The organism is Pseudomonas sp. GW823-FHT02C02 (assembly GCF_058797635.1).
This window is the reverse complement of sequence record NZ_JBXAJV010000006.1, coordinates 179,178-197,574: the sequence shown is the minus strand read 5'-3', so window position 1 is coordinate 197,574 and position 18,397 is coordinate 179,178. Positions and strand designations below refer to the sequence as shown.

Here is an 18,397-nt window from a genome sequence, read left to right as displayed (position 1 = left end):
AGTCAGTAGAAAATCAAATATCAAGGAGATCGCCATGCTTGATCTTGAATTGCTCAAGACCTTCGTCTGCGTGGTCGATGAAGGCAGCTTCACCCGTGCCGCCGAACGCGTGCATCGAACCCAATCCACGGTGAGCCAACAGGTTCGCAAGCTGGAAGTATTGGTCGGTCATCCCCTGCTCCTGCGTGACCGAACTGGTCAGAACGTCACCGTCACCGAGCATGGCGAACTGCTGATTCACTATGCCCGACGCTTGTTGGCCCTGTCCTCTGAAGCCGTTGAAGCCTTGGCCAGCGACCTGGATCTGGAGATCCTGCGCATCGGCGTACCGGAGGACTTTGATGCGCGGCGTATGGCGCTGATCCTTGCCGGTTTCAATCGCGCCCGCCCGCACGCCCGGCTGGAAACCGTCAGCGGCATGAGCACGGATCTGAAGCAGAAACTCGCATCGGGTGAGATCGACATCGCCTTGGTCAAACGCGAACCGGACAGCGGACCGTGCTGGGCGGCGTGGCCGGAAGTGCTGGTGTGGGTCAAAGGCGCGGGGGTGGACTCGGCCAACGGCGTGTTGCCATTGGCGTTGTTTCCGCAAGGGTGCATTTATCGGCAGCGGGCAATCCGCTTGCTGGACGTGGCACAGCGCCCCTGGCGCGTGGCGTTTGGCAGCCATAGCTTGACCGGTATCCAGGCGGCAGTCGCTTCGGGGCTGGGGGTGTCCGTGCTGCCGGCTTCGGCGGTGTTGCCGGAACACAGCGTGTGCACCGATTTGCCGGAGTTGCCACCGACGGAGCTGGCGTTGATCAGCCGCGAGGGCGCGTTGACCGGGTTGCAGCGGGATTTGGTGGAGTTTTTGCGGGAGGAGTTGGCGGTCTTGGGCAATTGAGTGTGAGTAGAAATGATTTGTCACGCTTGTGTCGCTGACATGACGCAGGGCAAAGCGCGGATAGCAGTGAAGGAGCTACGATTACTCTTACACCACGACAGGGAATCGAAATGAGTAAGGCAGACGAACTCGCGGCGAAGTTGAAACAGACCCGGTCTACCAGCGCAGATCAGATGATCGACAGTTGGCCCGGCCAAGTCTACGAGTTGTATGAGCAGATCGAGGCGTGGCTGAAGCCGCTGACTGAGGTAGGCCTGATTCTGCGACGCAATCCGACACATGTCTTCGAGTGCGATTCAGAGGGTGCGACTTTCGATTACGCGATCGACCAGCTTCTGATCGAAGGCAATGAGCACGGCATCACCTTCGACCCTGTTGCGCGCTTCACTGAAGATGGCGCTGGGCGTGTCGAGATTCACTCGACGGGCAAAGAACTCGCGCTGTTGCGCACAGTGGACGCGGATGGCGAGACACACTGGTGGTTGCAGGTGATTGAGCAGGCCGGACAGCAACTGGATGCGGTTGCGTTGACGGAGAACAATTTACTTTCGGTGGTGCAGGAAGGTCTGCAGCTTTAACACCCAGACGAACAACGAAGACAGATCACCCACACCGGAAAGGGGACGGACTTACTATCAAGTCCAATCCCCTACTGCCGCGCCGGTCCCGCCGCCACCACCGACCCCACCGCCGAATGCAAATCCAGCACTGGCATCGGCGACGGCCGATTCAGTGCCCGCAACACCGGCGCATCGTAGCCATACACATCAGGCTTGAACGCCACTCGCCCGTCGCTGCCCAAATCCACGGTCCAGTACGCCAGCAACACCGGCACTTTCACCGGAAGCCGAATGTTCTCGGTCTTGCCGCTGGCCAACTGCTTTTGAATACCTTCGCTGTTCCACCGGACCGGGTCGTTGAACAACAATTCCACAAGCTGCAGCGGATTCTCTACCCGAATGCAGCCCGAGCTGGTCGCGCGGATGGTTTTGGCAAACAACTCGCGGTGCGGTGTGTCGTGGAGGTAAATCGCATAGTCGTTGGGAAAGCGGATCACCACTCGGCCCAGCGAACTGTCAGGCCCGGCGTCCTGGCGCAACGTGAGGCCGCGTGGATTGGTCCAGTCCACAGTCGATGGATCGAGCACATTGCCTTCGCGATCAAGCACTCGAATGCGATTGGCGGCGAGGTAGCCGGGGTTGCTCTGGATCTTCGGCAACACATCCTCCTTGAGGATCGTCGGCGGCACTGTCCAGGTCGGGTTAAACGTGATGTAGGTAATCTGCGCCTGGAAGACTGGCGTATTGCGCGCCGCTTTACCGACCTGCACCCGGGATCGCCAGATCGGCACGCCATCGCGGTACATCGCCACCTTGTAGCCGGCGATATCGACGATGACGAATGTGCCCTGGAGTTTGTAGAGCAGCCAACGTGCACGCTCCATGTTCACGCGGACCTGGTCGATGCGCGCATCAACGGGCACGTTCAGCGCTGCCAGTGTTGTCGCCCCTGCCATGCCGTCCGCACTCAGGTATTGCTCGTTCTGATACTTTTTCACCGCGGCGGTGACGGCGCCGTCGTACTGGGTGCCGTGGATCAATCGCGGATCGAGAAAACCGGCCGCGACCATCCTCGCGCGCAATTGCGCGACCGCCGGTTCGTCCATGCCGGGTTTGAGTGAATGGTCGACAATCACTTTCGGCCAGCCGCCCCGGTCCTGAATGCCGCGCAATTGCGCCAGGGCCTGACGCAAACCGACGTACACCGCTTCTTGCGGCGGTGCCTGGGCAAAAGCCTTGGCCACGTCGTGATTGTCGAGTGCGGCGAAGAAAGCATTGAAGTCGTCACGTGGATCGACGCCATTCGAATCAAAATTCCAGTGAATGTCGAGCCGCGAAGGGTCGACCTTGCCCCGCCGCAACTGCAGCAGCGCGGTGATAAACGTATGCGTGGTCGCCAAATCGAAAGCCGCCCGCTGCTCGGGCGTCACCGGTGTCGTATGCATCGTGGTTTGTGACCGGACCAATTCATCGATATGAAAGTCCGCCGGGGTCAAGCCGTCGGCCTCAGTCGCGTTCAGGCTGGCGATCAATTGCGCGACATCACTGTCATTGGTCCACGCCGCGCGATAGGCACGATGGGTATAAAAATCCATGACCAGACGGCTGACATCCACTCGACGATTGCGTGGTGCGGTCAGCAGCGGAGGAAAAGCGGTTTTCAGCGGTTCAAGCGCGGCCTGAATCGCTTTACCGACGTTATCATCCGCTCCCGCCTCGATAATGGAGGTAGGCGCATTTAGCGGCTCAATCGACGACGTTTGCCCAAGTGCTGTGCCGCTTATCAGAAAGCCCATAAAAAATACGCGGCTTATGACGAATAACCTTGTTAAAAGCACCATGAATAATCCTTAATCCCCCGCATTCAACGCCCGGCTGGCAACGCACTGCTAGACTCGAACTTAACATGATGAGACATCTGTATGGCGCCACTACGTTTTGGCTATCTATTCTCGGCCCTGCTACTGACTGCAATGTCCGTACCGTCAGCCTACGCCGATTCGCTCGCGGCCGCCCTCATCAAAGCGGCCCCGAAAGCTAACGCCAACGTCATCAACCTCGCCGTTCGCGCCTCGCAATGCAGCATCGCTCAAGGCAAAGCGCCTGTCCAAAGACTTGCGGTTATTGATTATTCGCTGCCTTCGACCGAGCAACGTCTATGGGTGTTCGATTTAAAGAAGCGCAAGTTGCTGTTTCATGAACTGGTCGCCCATGGACGCAATAGCGGCGAAAACATGGCCGTCAACTTCTCCAACCAGAATGAAAGCTTCGCCACCAGCCTCGGGTTGTATCGCACCCAGCAGAGCTATGTCGGACAGAACGGTTACTCGCTACGCATGGAAGGCCTGGAGCCGGGTTTCAATGACAACGCGTTTGACCGTGCCATCGTGATTCATGGCGCGCCTTATGTGAGTCCGGTCCTGGCCCGTGCGAATGGACGTATTGGCAGAAGCCTCGGCTGCCCGGCGGTCAGACCCGCGGTTGCTCGTCGGCTGATTGATTCGATGAAGGGAGGCCAACTGTTGTTTTCCTACTATCCGGATCAGCGTTGGCTGAAGTCTTCTTCGTATATCAATTGTGGCAGCGGCACGGTGGCTGATACATCCGCGCCAAAAAAACACCTTTAAGAACAGGCGCCCGTCCAGTGGCGCCTCCCTCCTGCTTCACCGCGCCTACATCGGTGAAACTGTCAAAACTGTAATCTCAGCCTCAGCCTTCTGAAAGGCACCGCTCGTTAGCCTCATCGTCAAGCTAGCTCCAAGCTGACGGACGGGGAACACAACGGCATGCAATCCAACACTACAAGACGCACCTTCGTGAAAGGGCTGGCCGCAGGCGGACTGCTGGGCGGCCTCGGCTTATGGCGCACGCCGGTCTGGGCAATCACCAGCCCTGGCGAACCTCAGGTGTTGACGGGCACCGACTTCGATCTGTCGATCGGCGAAACCCCGGTCAACATCACCGGCAACCCGCGCACCGCCATGGCCATCAACGGCGGCATTCCCGGCCCGCTGCTGCGCTGGCGCGAAGGCGACACGGTGACGTTGCGGGTGAGGAACAAGCTCAAAGTCGACACGTCCATTCACTGGCACGGCATCTTGCTGCCGGCCAACATGGACGGCGTACCGGGCCTGAGTTTTCACGGCATCGAACCGGGCGGCCTGTACGTCTACCAATTCACAGTCCGGCAGAATGGCACCTACTGGTATCACAGCCATTCGGGCTTTCAGGAACAGTCCGGCGTTTACGGCCCGCTGGTCATCGATGCCAAGGAGCCAGAGCCATTCCAGTACGACCGCGATTACGTGGTGATGCTGACCGACTGGACCGACGAAACCGCCGTCGGCCTGATGAAGACGCTGAAAAAGCAGTCGGATTACTACAACTACAACAAGCGCACCGTGGGTGATTTCATCCATGACGTCAGCGAAAAAGGTTGGGGAGCCACCGTCGCGGATCGAACGATGTGGGCCGAGATGAAGATGAACCCCACGGACATCGCCGACGTCAGCGGCGCCACTTACACCTACCTGATGAACGGCCAGGCGCCGGACATGAACTGGACCGGTGTATTCCGCCCCGGCGAGAAGCTGCGGCTGCGGTTTATCAATGGCTCCGCCATGAGCTACTTCGACGTGCGCATCCCGGGGTTGAAAATGACGGTAGTCGCAGCCGACGGTTTGCACATCAAACCGGTGAGCGTCGACGAGTTTCGCATCGCAGTGGCAGAGACGTTTGACGTGATTGTCGAGCCGACCGAAGCGGCTTACACGCTGTTCGCGCAATCGATGGATCGCACGGGTTTTGCACGGGGTACGCTGGCAACGAAGCCAGGTTTGTTGGCGCCGATCCCGGCCCTGGACCCTCGACCGTTAGTGACCATGGATGACATGGGCATGGGCGGCATGGACCACAGCAGCATGGGCGATATGGCAGGCATGGATCACAGCAGCATGGCCGGCATGCAGTCTCATCCAGAGACGGAAAAGGACAACCCGCTGGTGGACATGCAAGCCATGTCCACCTCGCCCAAGCTCGACGATCCCGGACTGGGCCTGCGCAACAACGGACGCCGAGTCCTGACCTATTCCGACCTGCGCAGCACCTTCGAAGACCCGGACGGCCGCGAACCCGACCGCACCATTGAGCTGCACCTCACCGGCCACATGGAGAAATTCGCCTGGTCGTTCAACGGCGTGAAATTCGCGGACGCCGAGCCGCTGCGCCTCAAGTACAGCGAGCGAGTCCGGATTGTGCTGGTCAACGACACGATGATGACCCATCCCATTCACCTGCACGGCATGTGGAGCGACCTCGAAGACGAGAATGGCGAGTTCATGGTGCGCAAACACACCATCGACATGCCGCCCGGCTCCCGGCGCAGCTATCGGGTCACCGCCGATGCGCTCGGCCGCTGGGCCTATCACTGCCATCTCCTGTACCACATGGAAATGGGCATGTTCCGTGAAGTTCGCGTGGAAGAATGAGGCGCATCCCATGACCCGATTGACTCCAATATCTTTAGCACTCGTGACCGCGGGCCTGACGCTCTCTTCGGCAATGGCCGCCACTGACGACATGCAGGGCATGGACCATAGCCAGATGACCGGCATGGACCACAGCCAGATGCAAAGCATGGATGACGGCCAGATGCAGCCCGCCGCGCCGACTGAAAGCCGCACGCCGATCCCGACGCTGACCGACGCCGACCGCGCCGCCGTGTATGCCAGCCCGACCGGCCACGGCGTGCATGACACCGCACTCAACTATTATTTCCTTGCCGACAAACTCGAATGGCAGGACGCGGACAACGGCAGCGTCCTGGCCTGGGATCTGTCAGGCTGGATCGGCGGCGACATCGACCGCCTGTGGCTGCGCTCCGAAGGCGAACGCACCAACGGCAAGACCGAAGACGCCGAAATCCAGGCCCTGTGGGGCCATGCGATCTCCCCATGGTGGGACGTGGTGAGTGGCGTGCGCCAGGATTTCAAACCTGGTGCCCCACAAACCTGGGCCGCCTTCGGTGTGCAAGGCATGGCGCTTTACAACTTTGAAACCGAAGCCACGGCCTTCATCGGTGAGGGCGGCCAAACCGCTGCACGACTGGAAGGCGACTACGACATCCTGTTGACCAATCGGCTGATTCTGCAGCCGACCGCCGAACTCAACTTCTACGGCAAAAACGATCCACAGCGGGGTATCGGCTCCGGCTTATCCAACACCGAGGCCGGCCTGCGGCTGCGCTACGAAATCCGCCGGGAGTTCGCGCCCTATATTGGCGTGACCTGGAACCGCACTTACGGCAAAACCGCCGATTACGCCAACGATGAAGGTGAGGATCGCAGTGAAGCGCGCCTGGTCCTCGGCGTTCGGCTGTGGTTTTAAACGCTTCAACTCAAAAAAACCAAAAACCAACCGTTGAAAACGGTAAGAGGCCTCGCATGCGCATGATCAAAACCACCGTTGTTGCCCTGGGACTGCTGCTGAGCACATTCGCTCAAGCCCACCCGAAATTACTGTCCTCCACCCCCGCTGAAGGTGCAGTCGGCGCAGCACCCGCCAAAATCGAACTGCACTTTTCCGAAAATCTCATGACCCAGTTTTCCGGCGCGAAACTGGTCATGACCGAAATGCCCGGCATGGCCCACGCCCCCATGCCGATGAAAGCCAAAGTCTCCGGCGGCGGCGACCCGAAAACCATGGTCATCACCCCGCTTTCGCCACTGCCCATCGGCACCTACAAAGTCGAATGGCGCGCGGTGTCTTCGGACACTCACCCGATTACCGGCAATGTTACGTTCAAAGTGAAGTGATGAATGAGCGACTCGATCGGCATTGCCCTGCGGTTTGGCTTGTATGTGGATTTGATGCTGCTGTTGGGCTTGCCGCTGTTTGGGTTGTACAGCCTTAAAGGGCGGGAACGCGTGTCGGGCGCTGTGTTGCCGTTTCGGTTGATGCTGGCGGGGACGGCGGCGCTTGGGTTGCTGTTGTCTATTGCGAGCATGGTAGTGATGGCGAGCGCCATGAGCGGTGAAACGGCCTTTGCCGAGTTACGTCCACACGTCGAGATGATGGTGTTGGAAACGGACATGGGCCTGGCCTGGGTCGTGCGTATCGTCGCACTGGTTGTTGGTGGATTGGCGGTGATGCTCAATCATCGTGCCCCTGGCGTTGGCTTGCTGGTTGCGACGATTGCTGGCGGTATCGCCCTCGCCTCTCTCGCCTGGAACGGACATGGCGCGATGGATGAAGGCATCCGCCGTGTCTGGCATTTCACCACCGACATCCTGCACTTGCTGGCCGCAGGAGTGTGGCTGGGAGCGCTGGTGGCGCTTGCGTTGATGGCGAAAGCTAATGTTCTGCAAACCGAAGAGCGCATCCGGCTGCTGGCCCGCGCAGTGACAAGGTTTGAACTGGTGGGCGCGTTGATTGTGGTCGTCATCACCGTCACGGGTGTTGTGAACTACCTCTTCATCGTTGGGCTGGAGCTTGATGACTTATTTCTAAGCACCTACGGGATTTTGCTGTTTATCAAAGTCACCTTGTTTGCAGGGATGCTGGTGCTCGCCGCGTTGAACCGGTTTCACCTTGGACCGTTTTTGCAGAGGTCGTTGCGCAACGGGCAGTATTGGGTAGCGGCGAATGCACTGCGGCGCAGTGTGGTGATGGAGTTGGCTGCGGCCGTTCTGATTGTTGGGCTGGTGGCCTGGCTGGGGACGTTGAGTCCAGAGATGGAAATGGCCGCGGAGTAACGTAAAGGGCGCCACTTGATATAGATCAACGTCAGCCCCCTACACAGGGCTACGCTCAAAATAACCCTCAGATCGGATACCAGACATGCACGGGCTCCGCACCCATCTACCGCTGCTGATCCGCCAAGTGCTCGCACTGTGGCTGTTAGCCTTTGCGGTAGCGGCGAGCCAGGGTTGTCTTAGCCTGCCGCCCCATGATCTGAACGCCGCCCATGAAATCACCAGCAGCGCTGGCCATGACAATAGTCATGAGCAGCATGCCAGCGGCTGCCTGCAATACTGCGAACACAGCGCCACAGCACTGCCCCCCGCACAGACCTTGCCCACCTTCGAACACGCCCTTTGGGCCGTCCTGTTTCTGCTGCCTGCGCTGATTCTGAGTGTCCGTTCCCAGACTCCGTTCGCGTTTCTCACCTTACACCGACCGGCGCCACCCCGGCCGCCAGCGCGCCTGCGCTTCGTTCGCTTCAACGATTAAAACCATTCTCCGAGCGTCCGGAGTTCCGGCCGCCCCTCCTTTGGCTTCGCCTCTTTAGCGCGGCTCAATAGTTCCTGTACGTCCCTGACTCACTGGAGATTGCCATGCATACGCACTTCAAAGCACTCGTCGCCGCACTGCTCATCAGTAGCCCATTGGTTGCTATGGCCGTCGAGGAGCATCACCCCGACACACCGCCAACCACACCGGCCACCGCCACCGCCGCCACCACCACGCAAAACAAGGCCATGAGCGAACAGATGGAAAAAATGCAGGCGGCCCACGAAAAAATGATCGCCGCCAAAACCCCGGCCGAACGCCAGGCCGCCATGCAAGAAGGCATGGCCACGATGAAGGACAGCATGGGCATGATGCACAACCATTGCCAAGGCATGGGCATGGGCATGGGTATGGGCAAAGGCATGTCCGGCGACAAGAACCACTCAGAACAGATGATGGACATGATGATGAAAATGATGGAACAGCAGTCGAGCATGATGAAGATGCCGATGGCGCAGTAACCGCCTGAAAGAAGCACTTGACCTTGCCATCGTGGCAAGGTCAACCATCGAACCCTGTCATCACACCACCGCCACTCATGGCGAAAGAGGTTTACGCAATGAACGGTACAGAATTGCAAGTCGAAGGCATGAGCTGCGGCAGTTGCGTCAAACACGTCAACGCTGCGTTGCTGCCACTGGCCGGGGTTGGTGAAGTGACTGTCGACCTGGCGTCTGGCCGGGTCAAAGTGACCGGGGACATCGACAGCGATGTCCTGTTATCGGCACTGAATGAGGCAGGGTATCCAGCAAGCGTGTTGAAGGGTGAACGCCCCCAAAGCATCGAGAAAAAGTCGGGGTGCGGCGGCTCCAGTTGCTGCTGTCACTGAGTCCGAACGGCCAGGATAACATCGAGGCCAGACCGCATTGTGCAAACACAACAATGGGCGCTCCCACAATGAGCGCCCTTTTTCGTCGTGGATAGCAGCCGGGAAACTGTTTCACTACACTCCACTTTTTCTAACACACCCGGATAAAAGCCTGCCAAAAATGAAAACCATAAAATGCACAATGATGCTCGGTGGCCTGCTCGCTCTATCCTTCGGCGCTCAGGCACAGGACGGCCCTTCGCATCTGGACAGCATCATCCAGCAAAACCAACTGCGCGTGTGTACGACGGGCGACTACAAACCCTATACCTCCAAAGCCGAGAACGGCGAGTACTCGGGGATCGACATCGCCATGGCCCGCACATTGGCCGACAGCCTCGGCGTCAAGGTTGAGTGGGTGCAGACCACGTGGAAAACGCTGATGCCCGACATGCTGGCCGGCAAGTGCGACATCGGCGTCGGCGGCATCTCGGTCACCCTGGAACGCCAGAAAAAAGCCTTCTTCAGCACCACACTGGATGTCGATGGCAAAATCCCGTTAGTGCGCTGCGAAGATCAGGCCCTGTACCAGACCGTCGAACAAATCAACCAGCCTTCGGTTCGCTTGGTTGAACCGGCCGGTGGCACCAACGAAGCGTTTGTCCACGCGTTTCTGCCCAAGGCGCAATTGAGCCTTCACGACAACGTGACGATCTTCCAGGAGCTGCTGGATAAGAGGGCTGACGTGATGATTACCGATGCGTCGGAAGCGTTGTATCAGCAGAAACTTAAACCCGGGTTGTGCGCGGTTAACCCGAGCCAGTTCATGCAGTACGGCGAGAAGGCTTACTTGCTGCCCCGCGATGACATGACCTGGAAGTTATACGTCGACCAATGGCTGCACCTGGCCAAGGTGACCGGTAACTATCAGAAAGTCCTGAGCGAGTGGATAGCAACGCCCGCCCCCAAATAACCGCCACCCATCGTCCCACGCAAGCGCTGGCGAAGCCGCGTCCAGCTGAGAAACAGTCCCTCATTCAGCACTCGCGGTACATCAGGTAACAACGCGCCCCGACGGAAACATCTTCCGTCGGGGGCATTACGCCTTAGTCGTCATGGAGCAACCCTGAGCTGTACTCGCTGAAATTGCTACCGATAGCGCTTCCGCCAAGGTTCAACTTGTTGGCGCCATGGCCGTCGAACGATTGGCAGCCATCTGAAAAACAGGTGCTGGTACTGACGCCTGAGCAGGCGCTTAACAGCAAGGCACTGGTGATCATCATGACTTTGAAGAGATTTGAGATCATCTTTCATGTTCCTGGGGGGCTGGAAGCGTGGCAGTTCGACTACGCCTCATCCTAGGACGCCAATTCGTCAGACATTATGAAACTTGGCTGGGCGACAGGATTGGTTCAGCCAAGGCGGTTTCTTGAGGCAAAAAAGGCGCTCTCTTCTGCTGCAACGGCACCCCAGTAAGACTCGTCTCCACCTCAAAAGCCCATTCCTGATAAACTCCCCCACCTCCCAGCCCCATCGATTCCAGACCCCCAATGCCCCCAATCACCGCCACACCCGCCCCGCTCTCCCGCCGTTTCTCCGTGGCGCCGATGATGGATTGGACCATCTAATCCTTAAGGCCTTGCAAACCAAAGCCCTCAGAGAATCTGTTTTTCACGCGTACCTCTTTCGTACCACCGCTCACACATTTCCTGCCTCCCCTAGCAAATCGTGTCGTCAGTGACTGTCGCTCCAATCCAGACAGCACCGACACGACATTCACTCTCAGACTCCAAGCACAAAAAAACTCCGCCGCCTCATTAAGGCGACGGAGCTTTGATGTGCGTCACTGAAAGTGCGTAGGGTTCGAACCCCGTCAGAGCTTTTCGTAGTCCGCTTCAGACCGGTAAAACCGAGGATGTGACCTTCATCCTCCGGCCTAGCTCGGCCTAATGCGGCCCATGATTTGCCCTAAATATGCCTTAATCTGGGATCACCTCAAAAAGAATGCATCACCACTTAGTGGAGACCAAGACGTCGTTCTGGCAGGCCTAGCCGGACGAGCGTGACGAGCTCCGCGAGCAGGCCGCGCCTGTCGTGCGCCCCTCGCAGGTCGGGCATGTCGCGCGGGGCGAGCTGGACCGCCGCTGCAATCTGGAGTGAAGAGCACAGCGTGACCATGCGAATCACGAATCCAACCATCAACGAACCATCCGAGGTGCGCCCCCGAATAAGCATAGATTGACTCATCTGAAATCCAAGCTACTGGTCTGCCGCTGTAGAGATAGATGGCAGGGTTGTCCTGCTCATCATCAAACCAGGCCACCGCCCGACCCTGCCGATCATAGAACGTCACATAGGCCACAAGTCTTCCCTCCATGTGTGGAACACAATTCTCAATACACTGAACGCCTCGCCATAGCTGACCCTCAGGCCGCATGCGAATACAGGTCGTCGCTTCACTGTAGCCAGAAACACGCCTGATCGAATACTGTATATACAACCAGCCCCAACAAGGCATCACCGTGGATCCGTACGAAATCGAAGACACCAGCGACTGGCTAGGCTGCCCGACTGAACTTGAAACCTGTCGCCACTACTTGCGCCTGCTGGAAAACGAAGTCCAAGAACTAAACCTGCACCTTCGGAAGGCGCGAGAGGATATCTTCGGCCTGGTGCAAATGTATGACGAAGCGATCACGCAGCGCGACGAAGCAATGAGCAATCTCCGGGAGAGGGCAGCTCAACTGGCAATCGATCGAAAGGAGCTGTACGACCTCGAAATCTCGGCCAGAGGGCACAAACGCGAGGCTGATCGGCTCAGGGGAATACTGGAGGGCCTGACGCCCAGACCCAAAACTATAATTTAGGTTCAACACACAACTGCAATAATTACTATGCAATGTCTACGAAATGGATATCATCCCCCACTCGGTCATATTCTCCACGGAAGGTCCCCATGAGTCGCTTTCTTATCGCCTGTGCCTTATTTTCCTGCTCCGCCGCCCACGGCGCTGACTCAGTTATCTTGCGCTCGCATTCACTCAGCCAAGACTCGACCGTTTCAATCACCCAAACCGACCAAACCCGTACCGTCATCACGAAAAGAGACTTTGGGGATTACAAGACTTACGTGAAGCTTGAATTTAATTGCACTGATTCCACTGTTCGTTACCTCGGATCTAGCGCTAGTCCTAACGGTTTCAACCCAACGCTGCAGGATAAATATTTTTCAAGAGTGAGTGACACCTTCGTGCCTCCTTCCCTGTTGTCTGAGGCATGCAAGGACACAACAAGCTCGCTCACCGCTTCACAGTAAAATGGACCTGTCTTGTCCCGATCGTCATCTCGCAAACTCTCGCACGTAGGCTTGGCACGCACGCAGCGCGATCAATCCCTGATCGCCGGCGTCGGTGATGGCGACAATTCGTTGAGCATGCGCTGGGTCAAGTCGGGCACGCGCTCTTCCATGAACCACGCTGCCGGTGGCGGCCCCGGTTGGCACTGCGCAGCCACTGGCTGGATCCTCGGCAAGGAGGACTGACAGCCGCAGATCAGAAGTGGCAAGGCGATCACGTAAGCGAGCTTGATTGGTTTGAGCATCGCTCAGTTCCTTGTGATGGTTTTGATCGCTGGCCGACAATCGCTGCTCAAGCGCAACGCGCTTATTCAGATCGGCTTGCTGCTGGGCAGAGGTAGCGTTACTGATGGCGGTCAGATCGTCGGCATGCAGGCGGGCTTGATCCGCCAACTGTTTACCGAAGCGCCAGTCCTGGATTAGCCAAGTCGCCACGGCACTACCAGCCATCAGCGCCACAATCAACGCCAGCAGGCAGATAAGCTTTTGCACCGGCGTCATCACGGAACATCCCTGAAAAAAACGTGACCGCCAAGCCTATACGTCTGTTTCGCTTTCGCCGCCCAAGCCGGTGGAGTCTTTATGCTGGTCGCATAGTAGTGCGTGGCGCCGCCAGTAGGGTCAGGCTCGACGCCGGAGATCACCAGGTCAGCGGCTCTCTGCGCCCGGGTGAACTCGCTAGCCGGAATAGGTTTCGCACCGATCAGGAAAGCGAAGTTTGGGTCGTTCGCATTCCAGCAACTGAATTGGTACTTGGCTTGGCACACGCCTGCGTAGCCTTCACCCCACCACGACTTCGATACACCGTCGTTCACACGGTTGCGGATCGTCCAGGCCACCGCAATCTGCCCGACCAGGCTCTCGCCACGCGCCTCCCCCCACAATGTACGCGCGAGGATGTCGCGGTCTTTTTCGGTTGCAGTCATAACTTATCTCCAGAAAATAAAAAACCCGCCGGAGCGGGTTATGTAATTAATGATTGTTTATGTTTATTTTCGAAAATCTACATGGATAACTCGTCTATCATCGACAATGGGTTTCACAGGAACCGCATCAGGCGGATTCTGCTGCCAAACCAATCCAGTTCCAGATAAATCAATACCTCCACCACAACAGGAATAGAACCCACCAGAAAAACCCCCATTACCATAGGTCGTTCCTTTAGGGGATAACTCGATAGTTGTACCACCTATTCTTAAGTTAACCTCAAGAGCAGTTATAGGGTAACGCACAAACTCTTCACTCAAAAAGGCCGGATGATTATATTTTTTGAATGCCTCCTCTGCCGAGTTTAATTCAAAAAACCGCAAATAGAGATAATCCCCATTATCATATTTAACTTCTAGCTCTTTCCCTTGAGGAGGACATCTCAGATCAATAGGATTACCTACTCCTCGCCAAGAGTTACGATCAATAGTGATGCGATCTGCCCGTTCCAAGCTAAGAAAATTAACGCTAAGCCTTAAGTACCCTTCATCATCCCTCTTTAATGAGACCACCTCAACGTCATCTATTACAATGACTCTTGGCGTTTCGTAATAATAGTTGCCTCCTACCACTGCGAGGAGTTCATAGCGTAGCCAATCTAGACTACCTTTAACGCTTTCTGCATGGGCCTTATCCGACTTCAATGCATGTAGTTGTTCATTTGTAAATGCTCCACCATCTGCCTTTTTATGGTGCTGGGCACACAGAGCTATCATCCCCTGCGGTTCATTATGGGCACGAACACTTATCGGAGGATCAAAATGATGGTACTCCAGATACGGATTACCACAGCCACTCACCGGACAACCAAATCCTACTTCAGCTCGAAGAGTGAGTTTTACTTGGGGAGGAATTGACTCGCGCTTCATTGAACATTCCTTGTAAGCCAGGGCAGTCACCAAACCTACTCCAGCTACCCATTCGATGTCCAAGCGATTTTTATCAATCCGGCGAAACCGGCCAATCAACTGTGCCGGGATAACCTGGTTGATCGGGAATTCGATTCAGATCGACCCGGTACTTTTTCCACAACATGAGTTCCGCCCGCTCTGCGTCGGTGATCTCGTCAATATCCAATGCATCCTGAAGGGGGGCCACCGCCTCATCGGCGCGCCTGCGCTCAACGCTTACGCGACTTTGAACGCGAGCGATAATTTCCTCGGCAGAAGGTGGAGGCGGTGGAGAGAATGTCGATCCGTCAAATCCCCATCCCTCTTGAGGCATTGGAGATACGCCGGTGATCTCGATGATCACCAGGTCAGGGGCAAACTCTGGCTGGTCATCCTGTTCGAACTTCCAGTGCAGACGATCATCTTGAACTTGCGCAAAAACTTTCATTGGAACCACTCCACCAGAACAAACCCCTTGCTACCCGATGCGCCCACCGTTCGGCAGCCACCACCACCACCCGCGCCATAACCAGTACCCGGTCGGGCTGGGACGGCGCCGAGGCGCATGCTGCCCACACCACCCGCGCCAAATACCGAACCGCCACCACTGCCGCCCTGCTCTTGGGATGGGCCGGAAGGGTTGTACGCTTGCCCATAACTACCCGCGACAACGATGCTACCACTGGCTGCACCACCGGACCCGCCGTCTCCGGCCGCTACACCGCCGCCACCGCCGGCCGCGCTGACTAGTGCCCCGAGCGATGAAGCCCCACCAGCCAAACCATTGGCCGCTGCAGCTTGCCCGCCAGTCCCCGCCGCGCCGACTGTGACCGCCAACACCTGGCCGGGTGTCACGCTGATCGGAATGTTGATCCCCGCCGCGCCACCGCCCCCGCCGCCACCGGCCGAGGTCGTATCGTAATAAGCCGCACCGCCGCCGCCACCTCCACAAAGAGTGACCAGAACCGAGGTAATACCAGCGGGCACGGTAAACGTGCCATTGGACGCGAATAGCTGCGACCCGCGATTCTGCAGCTGGCCGAGCGTGACCGCGTGGCTACTCTTGAGCGCGGGAGCCACTTGCAGTGGCGCGGTATCACACGACAGCAGCACATAGGCCCCCGCGCCGCCCCATAGCGAACTGTTCCAGCACACCGTACAGATACCGTCGACGACCACTTCACCGCCTTGCAGCGCCAAGCCCCCCAGGCCGACCAAGTTCGCCAGACCGGCGCCGTCATTGAACGTCGACGACGCGGTGTTGGTAGTCTTCGCTTTGAAGCGCAACAGCCGACCATTGACGCGGCTGGTGATGGACGGGGTAAACGCCGCCACATAGGCGTTCGCAACGCCCGTATCCAACGCGTAATTCGTAGCGCCAGCTTGACCAAGCGCGCGGATGGCCTTCAACAGCTGGGTCAAATCCGCTTCAGCCGGGACAAGCCCCGCAGCCTGAATGACATTCAGCATTTCGTCAGTGACTGAGTTGCCCCACGCCGAAGGGATCAGTGAACCCGGTGTACCTGCCAGAGGATCCTCGTCTACAAACTTGCCACCTACCAGCCCAATACTGGGCACACTTTTTGGATAATCCACGTTCCATCCCCTCAGTCGTAATTGATGTGCACAACGGTGTGCGCCGGCGCCGGCCGACGGATCAAGCATTCGATGGCGTTGCCCGGGTTTGCCCCAAAGCGTTCGCCCCAATAGCTGACGCCAAAGCGACGGCCTTGCCGCTGACGCCCCCCGGTGTTGAGCGTCCACATGAACTGCGCATGCCAGGTCCCAAAATGCGCCGCCCCAAAACGAGAACGCCCCATACGGGGCGCTCGATGTTCGGTGATAGTGGGATTCGGGTAGCCCTGGCTCACTGCGATTTCAAGGAAGTAAGCCCTGCTCTGCCCTCCCACTTCCACCAGTCTGCGCCTCACTGCCAGACGCCTGTCTTCAAACGCTGGGTTTGGCCCGAGACAGACATCGGGCAACCCCATTACAGCCTCCCAGTCCGGCACCAGTTCGCTCACGCCCGAGGGGTCCATCTCGTTAAGCAGGTCAACCGCTCGTGCATCGAGCCGGGAGAACTCCAGCGAAACGCCCGTCAGGACAAGATCAATCTCCGGCACCAACTCCGGATCCCATGCGGGGCCGGCAGGCAGGAGCCCCCGAAGCTGCTGGCGGTATTGATCGGCGGTTCTCGCTACAGCCATGTGATACCCCCAAATGTCAGCAGTTGGTTGGTGGCGGGCACGACATTGGCCACAGGCGCTATCAACTGGTGGTCGGTCTCGCCTGATGATCCGCTGATCGCCTCACGGATATGGCTTATGAGCAGAGTGTCCCCAAGCCCGGCCTCTCGCTCGTGCAGATCTATCAACTGCGCCTGAATGCCAGCACGAACCGCGCTGGTGTCTGGTACCGCATGGATGGTGTAGAGCACCGGGACTCTGTTGGGTGCGAGGACATATAGCTCAGCCGTTACCGGCCGCAGCGGCTCGATGTAGGCTTTCACTTCCGCGAGCTGCGCCGGATTAGGAACCGGATCGACATCGCCATCACGCATGATAAATAAGCCAACGGTGCCTGGCCCCAGGTAGCTACCGCGACACCAGGCACGAGTCACACCGGCAACCTCCAGTGCCCACGTCTCATAATCGGCGGAAGATCCACCGTGCGGGATAACCCGATAGGACCGCACCACTCGGGCACGCAGCGACTCAACGCTTTCCTTCGCGATACCACCCGTTACACCGGGAGCCAACACGGTAAAAGTATTGGTGACGCCGGCCACCGGCTGGACCAGGCTCAAAGTCAGACCCGGATCAGCGTTGCCCAGAGTGCCGGCGTCGACCGCCTCGATCGTGGTGGTGTTAAGTCCCGCCACCGTGGTGACGCCAGTCGTCACCTTATAGGTGCGACCATCACCAGCCTGCAGCACAACATCAATATCGAGCACAGCCCCCGCTGCGGCTGTAAAGCTGACTGGCCCTTCTGCCGGCTGGGCTGGGTTGCGCGGCTGATTCAGGCGCAACAACGCAACCCGCTCCAGCGTTTCTTCGTCCGCCCGATCGGGCAGGATTTGCTCGACGATCCAGTCGAGGTAGCCGTACAAACCAAAAGCCGTGCCACCCAAGGTTCTGGCCAGCACCTGTGCATCAGATCGGCGCAGCGAGTCAGAGGCCAAGTCACCTTGGGTACGGCCGATCAAGACAGGTAGCGAAGGCGTTTCAAACGGCATAGATCACCTGCCATGAAGAGGGTTGTTTGATTTCAAGACGTGTACCGCCGGTAATGGTCAGCGTCGGGATAAGGTTCAGTCGGTTGATATCGACTTTTTCGCTGGCGATAGCGATGTCGACAACATGACCGTCATCCAGCAACCATTGCAGGGCCTCATGTGCGTAGGCCTCGGCATCGCGCTGGGTTTGTGGTGTCAGCTTCACCCGACGCAGTAGCCACAGGCGGGAGCCGATGCGGTCATTCGTGATCGGCGGGTAGCTGTCGCCCCACCAACCAAAACGTTCATCGTCATCAACAAGATCATCTGTTTCGGCGCGGCGCCAGGTGTACAGGCTGATTGTCACGGCGCGAATAAGCGCAGCCTCAACCTCGGAAGAAATGACCATG

Annotated in this window: 24 protein-coding genes; 13 read left to right on the top strand and 11 right to left on the bottom strand. The window is 57.9% G+C overall.

Annotated elements, in window-relative coordinates; all coding sequences use genetic code 11:
• Positions 1–34 precede the first annotated feature (34 nt).
• The gene (locus AC1ROI_RS12890; protein WP_083376264.1) at positions 35–883 is read left to right on the top strand and encodes a LysR substrate-binding domain-containing protein; all 849 of its coding nucleotides are present in this window, start codon (positions 35–37) and stop codon (positions 881–883) included.
• A 110-nt stretch (positions 884–993) separates the two neighbouring features.
• On the top strand, positions 994–1,461 hold the full coding sequence (locus tag AC1ROI_RS12885; protein WP_077750256.1) for a hypothetical protein: 468 nt from the start codon (positions 994–996) through the stop codon (positions 1,459–1,461).
• A 71-nt stretch (positions 1,462–1,532) separates the two neighbouring features.
• On the opposite strand, the gene AC1ROI_RS12880 is transcribed toward AC1ROI_RS12885, so the two are convergent.
• Positions 1,533–3,284, bottom strand: a complete 1,752-nt coding sequence (locus AC1ROI_RS12880; RefSeq protein WP_102594044.1) for a L,D-transpeptidase family protein — start codon at positions 3,282–3,284, stop codon at positions 1,533–1,535.
• Between the two features lie 81 nt (positions 3,285–3,365).
• Between AC1ROI_RS12880 and AC1ROI_RS12875 the strand changes: the two genes are divergently transcribed.
• The 9 genes from AC1ROI_RS12875 to AC1ROI_RS12835 all read left to right on the top strand — a co-directional run bounded on the left by AC1ROI_RS12875 (position 3,366) and on the right by AC1ROI_RS12835 (position 10,514).
• A complete protein-coding gene (locus tag AC1ROI_RS12875; RefSeq protein WP_010456104.1) occupies positions 3,366–4,070 on the top strand; it encodes a murein L,D-transpeptidase catalytic domain family protein in 705 nt (234 codons plus the stop codon).
• A gap of 159 nt (positions 4,071–4,229) precedes the next feature.
• Positions 4,230–5,930 (top strand): copper resistance system multicopper oxidase, encoded by a 1,701-nt coding sequence (locus tag AC1ROI_RS12870; protein WP_102594043.1) that lies wholly within the window; start codon positions 4,230–4,232, stop codon positions 5,928–5,930.
• Positions 5,931–5,940: 10 nt separating this feature from the next.
• Positions 5,941–6,828 carry a copper resistance protein B gene (locus AC1ROI_RS12865; protein ID WP_042932716.1) on the top strand — a complete coding sequence of 296 codons (888 nt, stop codon included), beginning with the start codon at positions 5,941–5,943 and terminating at the stop codon, positions 6,826–6,828.
• A gap of 56 nt (positions 6,829–6,884) precedes the next feature.
• The gene (gene copC / locus AC1ROI_RS12860) at positions 6,885–7,256 is read left to right on the top strand and encodes a copper homeostasis periplasmic binding protein CopC (RefSeq protein WP_010456110.1); all 372 of its coding nucleotides are present in this window, start codon (positions 6,885–6,887) and stop codon (positions 7,254–7,256) included.
• A 3-nt stretch (positions 7,257–7,259) separates the two neighbouring features.
• Complete coding sequence (gene copD / locus AC1ROI_RS12855; protein WP_102594042.1) at positions 7,260–8,195, top strand: copper homeostasis membrane protein CopD; 936 nt, start codon at positions 7,260–7,262, stop codon at positions 8,193–8,195.
• Positions 8,196–8,280: 85 nt separating this feature from the next.
• On the top strand, positions 8,281–8,673 hold the full coding sequence (locus AC1ROI_RS12850) for a hypothetical protein (protein WP_102594041.1): 393 nt from the start codon (positions 8,281–8,283) through the stop codon (positions 8,671–8,673).
• A gap of 104 nt (positions 8,674–8,777) precedes the next feature.
• Positions 8,778–9,194 (top strand): hypothetical protein, encoded by a 417-nt coding sequence (locus AC1ROI_RS12845; RefSeq protein ID WP_102594040.1) that lies wholly within the window; start codon positions 8,778–8,780, stop codon positions 9,192–9,194.
• A 98-nt stretch (positions 9,195–9,292) separates the two neighbouring features.
• Positions 9,293–9,562, top strand: coding sequence for a heavy-metal-associated domain-containing protein (locus tag AC1ROI_RS12840; protein WP_102594039.1), 270 nt, complete (start codon positions 9,293–9,295; stop codon positions 9,560–9,562).
• 160 nt (positions 9,563–9,722) lie between these two features.
• Positions 9,723–10,514 carry a transporter substrate-binding domain-containing protein gene (locus tag AC1ROI_RS12835; protein WP_042932713.1) on the top strand — a complete coding sequence of 264 codons (792 nt, stop codon included), beginning with the start codon at positions 9,723–9,725 and terminating at the stop codon, positions 10,512–10,514.
• A 133-nt stretch (positions 10,515–10,647) separates the two neighbouring features.
• Here the strand turns inward: AC1ROI_RS12835 and AC1ROI_RS12830 are convergent, their stop codons facing one another.
• Both AC1ROI_RS12830 and AC1ROI_RS12825 read right to left on the bottom strand, forming a co-directional pair.
• The gene (locus tag AC1ROI_RS12830) at positions 10,648–10,848 is read right to left on the bottom strand and encodes a hypothetical protein (RefSeq protein ID WP_102594038.1); all 201 of its coding nucleotides are present in this window, start codon (positions 10,846–10,848) and stop codon (positions 10,648–10,650) included.
• Between the two features lie 683 nt (positions 10,849–11,531).
• Entirely contained in the window at positions 11,532–11,918 is a 387-nt protein-coding gene (locus AC1ROI_RS12825; protein WP_369122660.1) for a 4-fold beta flower protein, read from the bottom strand.
• A gap of 145 nt (positions 11,919–12,063) precedes the next feature.
• Between AC1ROI_RS12825 and AC1ROI_RS12820 the strand changes: the two genes are divergently transcribed.
• Entirely contained in the window at positions 12,064–12,408 is a 345-nt protein-coding gene (locus AC1ROI_RS12820) for a hypothetical protein (RefSeq protein ID WP_306461196.1), read from the top strand.
• A gap of 89 nt (positions 12,409–12,497) precedes the next feature.
• Complete coding sequence (locus AC1ROI_RS12815) at positions 12,498–12,857, top strand: hypothetical protein (RefSeq protein ID WP_146012993.1); 360 nt, start codon at positions 12,498–12,500, stop codon at positions 12,855–12,857.
• 24 nt (positions 12,858–12,881) lie between these two features.
• Here the strand turns inward: AC1ROI_RS12815 and AC1ROI_RS12810 are convergent, their stop codons facing one another.
• From AC1ROI_RS12810 to AC1ROI_RS12775, 8 genes are all read right to left on the bottom strand, one after another.
• A complete protein-coding gene (locus AC1ROI_RS12810) occupies positions 12,882–13,397 on the bottom strand; it encodes a lysis system i-spanin subunit Rz (protein ID WP_102595889.1) in 516 nt (171 codons plus the stop codon).
• The gene (locus AC1ROI_RS12805) at positions 13,397–13,822 is read right to left on the bottom strand and encodes a cell wall hydrolase (protein ID WP_102595890.1); all 426 of its coding nucleotides are present in this window, start codon (positions 13,820–13,822) and stop codon (positions 13,397–13,399) included. Before AC1ROI_RS12805 ends, AC1ROI_RS12810 begins: the two co-directional genes overlap by 1 nt.
• A gap of 63 nt (positions 13,823–13,885) precedes the next feature.
• Entirely contained in the window at positions 13,886–14,752 is an 867-nt protein-coding gene (locus tag AC1ROI_RS12800; protein WP_102595891.1) for an HNH endonuclease, read from the bottom strand.
• Between the two features lie 73 nt (positions 14,753–14,825).
• Positions 14,826–15,221 carry a tail fiber assembly protein gene (locus AC1ROI_RS12795; protein WP_102595892.1) on the bottom strand — a complete coding sequence of 132 codons (396 nt, stop codon included), beginning with the start codon at positions 15,219–15,221 and terminating at the stop codon, positions 14,826–14,828.
• Positions 15,218–16,369 (bottom strand): glycine-rich domain-containing protein, encoded by a 1,152-nt coding sequence (locus AC1ROI_RS12790; RefSeq protein ID WP_146015523.1) that lies wholly within the window; start codon positions 16,367–16,369, stop codon positions 15,218–15,220. Before AC1ROI_RS12790 ends, AC1ROI_RS12795 begins: the two co-directional genes overlap by 4 nt.
• Before the next feature lie 11 nt (positions 16,370–16,380).
• Positions 16,381–16,980: a YmfQ family protein gene (locus AC1ROI_RS12785; protein WP_102595664.1), complete on the bottom strand. Its 600-nt coding sequence runs from the start codon at positions 16,978–16,980 to the stop codon at positions 16,381–16,383.
• Positions 16,971–18,008, bottom strand: coding sequence for a baseplate J/gp47 family protein (locus AC1ROI_RS12780; protein ID WP_102595663.1), 1,038 nt, complete (start codon positions 18,006–18,008; stop codon positions 16,971–16,973). The genes AC1ROI_RS12785 and AC1ROI_RS12780 overlap by 10 nt, the downstream gene beginning before the upstream one ends.
• Positions 17,998–18,396 (bottom strand): phage GP46 family protein, encoded by a 399-nt coding sequence (locus AC1ROI_RS12775; RefSeq protein WP_102595662.1) that lies wholly within the window; start codon positions 18,394–18,396, stop codon positions 17,998–18,000. The genes AC1ROI_RS12780 and AC1ROI_RS12775 overlap by 11 nt, the downstream gene beginning before the upstream one ends.
• Position 18,397: the final 1 nt, after the last annotated feature.